We start from the raw sequence: 4616 nt of genomic DNA, 5'->3' as shown, positions 1-4616 counted from the left end.
CTTCGAGCCGAAGGCGATCCGAGGTGGAGAGCGTGAAAGAGATGCCACTGCGCATCCCGCCAGACTCGCAGGATGGGGCGCAAACCGAAACCCCACACGGACTCAACCGTCAGGGCTCAACCACTAGCACCCAGCGCACCAAACAATTCTCCTACTGGAGCGGCACCCACATATGCGCTGAGTCCACCGCCGATGATACTGATGTCACCGATCAAAGTAATGACATCCGCGACTTGAGTATTGGTGGAAGCGCCTTGGTTATGGTCTGCGATCAATTTTTTTATTTGGAGATCGGCCGCTACCATGCCAGCCGTAACTGCTGTCAGCGGAGCTACGGCAGTAAACAATCCTGCGCCCATTGCTGAAAGCTGAGCACTATTGTTCGCTTGCGATAGGGTATCTGAACCAACGCTTGTGGTCGAGTCGATCCCACCAGCCGCACCGGTGATCCGACCAATAACATCAATTGATGGCATTTTGATTTTCCTGTGAGATGGACGCTTAGATTATGTTGTAGATCTTTGTCGAACGGTACTATCGTCTTCGTATTGATTTGTTTTATGTTTTGGTCATAAAAACTTTTTAACAATAACCATCATAAAAACTATGGTTGAATTTAGCACTATGAAATATTTCATCGGCCTTTTGTTATATACTTTCATTATGCTTGACACCAAGTCTTCGTTTCTTGTCAGTATAAGCCATAGTGACGCGACAAAAGGTAGTATATCTACGTATGATAAGATAATGGATAGATCAGCATAGTAGTTTATTTGGCCATTATTGATTTTACTGAAGTAATACGCTGATGTAAGTAATAGTGGCATCAAAATTATGGAAGTCGTTGTTGCAAATTTTAGAACTATAGTGTTCCGCATTTAGGTCCTCATTTGGACTAAGTTAAATTTATTTAATAATCTGCTTGTGGTTCTTGCTAGATTTATTTATCGTTCATGTCCTGCCTCCGAGACGTGTTTCTCGATGGGATCGAGGAGGAAGGCGACGATCCGGCGCTTGCCCGTGGCGATGTCGACCTGCGCCGTCATCCCCGGCCGCAGCGCCACCTCCGCCCCTTCCGCGCGGACCTGCGCCCGATCCAGCGAGACGAGGAGACGGTAGCCTTGTCCCTCGCCATCGCCGGATGCGGTCGGCGCTGGCGCCTGCCCCGGCGGCTTCGGCGCGACGCTCGCCTCGCGGCTCACCAGCCGGACCGCGCCCGGCACCGTGCCGTACCGCGTGAACGGGAACGCCTCGAGCTTCGTCTCCGCCCGCTGGCCCTCGCGCACGAACCCCATCTCCCGGTGCGGCAGGAACGTCTCGACCTCCAGGCGCGCCGCGTCCGGCACGATCGTCATCAGGCTCTCGGCCGCGTTCGCCACGCCGCCGAGGGTGTGCACCTTCAGGTCCTGCACCACGCCCGACACCGAAGCCCGCAAGTGCCGCAAGGCCTCGCGCTGGCGCTCCTTGCGCAGGCTCTGGTCGGCCACCGCCACCTTCTGAAGCGCCTTCACCCGCTGGTCGGCCGCCTCCTTCAGGAACTGCGCGTGCACCTGCGTCCGCTTCTGCTCCAGTCCCGCGATCTCCGCACGGAGCTGATGCGTCTGCTCGGGCAGGGATCGTTTCTCGGTCTGCTTGTCGATCAGGTCGTACTGCGCCTGCAGCAGATTGAGCTTCGAGGCGTTGCCGCGATCGTACAGGCCCTTCTGCGTCGCGTAGCGGTCCTCGGCCAGCGGGGTCAGCTCGGTGTTCCTGGCCGTCTCGAACGCCTTCGCGGCGAGGGCCGCATTCTTGTCGGCGATCTCGCTGCCGAGCTCGGCCAGGGCCGCGCGGTGCTCCCTCATCTGCAGCCGCACCTGCTCCTGCGTCGCCGCGAGCAGGGCCGGCTCCACCTCCGCCAAGGGCGCGATCACCGGCTCGGGCGTCTCGCTCAGGAGCAGGCGCGCGGCCTCCGCGTCGAGGAGCGCCTGCATCCGCTCCATGCGGGTGGCTTCCAGGTCCGCCGAGGCCTCCGTCGGGTCGAGGTCGACCAGCACCTCGCCCTCCACGACATGCTGTCCCTCGAGCACGTGGATGCCGCGCACCACGCTCGTCTCCAGCGGCTGCACCAGCTTGACCTCGCCGACCGGCACGACGCGCCCCTGCGCGGTGGCGACGATCTCGATCTCGCTGAAGCAGGCCCAGCCGACGGCGCCGGCGACCAGCGCCATCAGGACCCAGCCGGTCGCCCGCAAGGTCGGCGAGGCCGGCGTCTCCAGCAGCTCGAGGTGGGCCGGAAGGAAGGCCCGCGCCGTCGCCCTGCCGGCCTCGGGGATCGGGAAGGGGTGAACCTGGCCCATCGTCAACCTCCCGCCACGGCGACGAGGCCGGCGTAGAGCCCACCGGGCCGGGTCGCGAGATCCTGGTGCGTGCCCTCCTCGGCGAGCCGGCCGCGGTCCATCACCAGGATGCGGTCCGCCCCGCGCACCGTCGAAAGCCGATGGGCGATGATCAGCACCGTCCGCCCCCGGCAGATCGCGCGCATGTTGGCCTGGATCGCCCGCTCGCTCTCGTAGTCGAGGGCGCTCGTCGCCTCGTCGAAGATCAGGATGCGCGGATCGGTGGCCAGCGCCCGGGCGATGGCGATCCGCTGGCGCTGGCCGCCCGAGAGGTTGGCGCCGCGCTCCTCCAGGACGGTGTCGTAGGCCTGGGGCAGCTCCAGGATGAAGTCGTGCGCTCCGGCGAGCTGCGCCACCGCGATCACCCGCTCCATCAGCAGCGACGGATCGGCGAGCGCGATGTTCTCGCGCACCGTGCGGGCGAACAGCACGTTCTCCTGCAGCACCACGCCGACCTGCCGCCGCAGCCAGGCCGGGTCCATCAGGGCGAGGTCGACGCCGTCGATCAGCACCTTGCCGCGCTCGGGCACGTGCAGGCGCTGGATCAGGCGCGTTAGGGTCGACTTGCCCGAGCCGGAGCGCCCGACGACGCCGACCACCTCGCCGGCCCGGATCGCGATGTCGACGGCGCGCAGGACCTCGGGGCCGTTGGGGCGGTAGCGGAAGCTCGCGCCCTCCAGCCGGATCGCGCCGCGCAGCGGCGGCAGGTCCTGGCGGGTGCCGGTGCCGGCGAGTTCCGTCGGCGTGTTCAGGATGTCGCCCAGGCGCTCGACGGAGAGGCGGAACTGCTGGAAGTCCTGCCAGAGCTGGGCCAGCCGCAGGACGGGCTGGTTGACCTGCCCGGCCAGCATGTTGAACGCGACCAGCGCCCCGATCGTGAGGGCACCGTCCATCACGTCGTGCGCACCGAACCACAGCACGATCGCCGTCGTCAGCTTGGCCACGAGCTGGATGGCCTGGCTGCCGGCGGCGGCGAGCGACACCACCCGGAACGAGGCGGCGATGTAGGCGGCCAGCCCCTCCTCGTAGCGCCGGCGCGCCTGCGGCTCGATCGCCATGGCCTTCACGGTCTCGATGCCCGCCAGGCTCTCGACGAGGAACGATTGCTGCGCGGCGCCCTGCCGGAACTTCTCGTCGACCCGTCGCCGCAGCATCGGCGTGAGAATCAGGCTCAGGGCGACGTAGAGCGGCAGCCCCAGCACGACGATCAGGGTCAGCCTCGGGCTGTAGCTGGTCATCACCGCCAGGAAGACGAACGAGAACACGAGGTCGACGGTCAGCGTCATCGCCGACGAGGTCAGGAACTGGCGCACGTTCTCCAGCTCGCGCATCCGGGCGACGGTCTGCCCGGTGGCGCGCGCGCCGAAGTACGCGATCGGCAGGTCGAGCAGGTGCCGGAACACCTGCGCGCCCAGCACGGCGTCGAGCCGGCTGGTGGTATGCGCGAAGACATGGGTCCTCAGGTAGCCGAGCACCGCCTCGAAGCCGGTGACGGCCACGAGCCCGAGCACCAGCACGTCGAGGGTGGTCAGCCCCTTGTGCACGAGCACCTTGTCGACCACGACCTGGAAGAACAGGGGGGCGGCGAGCCCGAGGAGCTGGATGACGAAGGAGACCGCCAGGATCTCGCCGAACAGGGCCTTGAACCGGGCGGCGGCCGGCAGGAAGCAGGCGAGGCTGAAGCGAGTCTCGTGCGGGCCGGGCGCCCCGTCACGGCTGGTCAACAGGACGAGCTCGCCCGACCATTCCTGCGCCAGATCCGCATCGGTCCAGACGGCGGGCGCCTCGCCGGGCCGCTGCACCAAGGTGCGATCGTCCTGCCGGCGGGCCAGCACGAAGAACCGGCCGTCGCGGGATCGGCCGATGGCCGGCAGCGGAAGCGCGGCGAGGCGGGCCGGCCGCGATCGAACCGCTCGGGCGCGGAAGTGGCTGCGCCGCGCGGCCAGGACCAGTTCCGATAGCGTCAGAGGCTGTCCCGGGCGTCCTGTCTCGTGCGCGATCCGGGACAGGTCCAGCGGTCGCCGATGAACCGCGGCGACGATGGCGAGGGCGAGGCCGCCCGTGGCGATCAGCGCGTTTTGCTGCTGTCCGGTCCGATGATCGTCGGATGAATGTGACCTGACCGGCTGGCTTTGGACCGGGCTGATTGAGAGGATCAGCCAGGACCAAAGGAGTTGGACATGCGGCGAGGCCAGAAGACGAACGCGGAGCAGGTCGTGCTCAAGCTGCGTCAGATTGAGG

3 protein-coding genes are annotated in these 4616 nt (G+C 65.5%); all 3 read right to left on the bottom strand.

Annotation, left to right across the window (positions count from 1 at the left end; all coding sequences use genetic code 11):
• Positions 1 to 116: 116 nt before the first annotated feature.
• Positions 117 to 476 (bottom strand): hypothetical protein, encoded by a 360-nt coding sequence (locus FV223_RS20705; protein ID WP_147728771.1) that lies wholly within the window; start codon positions 474 to 476, stop codon positions 117 to 119.
• 468 nt (positions 477 to 944) lie between these two features.
• The gene (locus tag FV223_RS20700) at positions 945 to 2336 is read right to left on the bottom strand and encodes an HlyD family type I secretion periplasmic adaptor subunit (RefSeq protein ID WP_147728770.1); all 1392 of its coding nucleotides are present in this window, start codon (positions 2334 to 2336) and stop codon (positions 945 to 947) included.
• 2 nt (positions 2337 to 2338) lie between these two features.
• Positions 2339 to 4616, bottom strand: a 2278-nt coding sequence (locus tag FV223_RS20695) for a type I secretion system permease/ATPase (protein ID WP_348644812.1), incomplete at its 5' end; no start/stop codon positions are given.

The sequence above is a fragment of the Methylobacterium sp. WL116 genome (genome assembly GCF_008039455.1).
Classification (GTDB): domain Bacteria; phylum Pseudomonadota; class Alphaproteobacteria; order Rhizobiales; family Beijerinckiaceae; genus Methylobacterium.
Note: the sequence above shows the minus strand (reverse complement) of the source record. Positions and strands in the feature narration are given on the sequence as shown.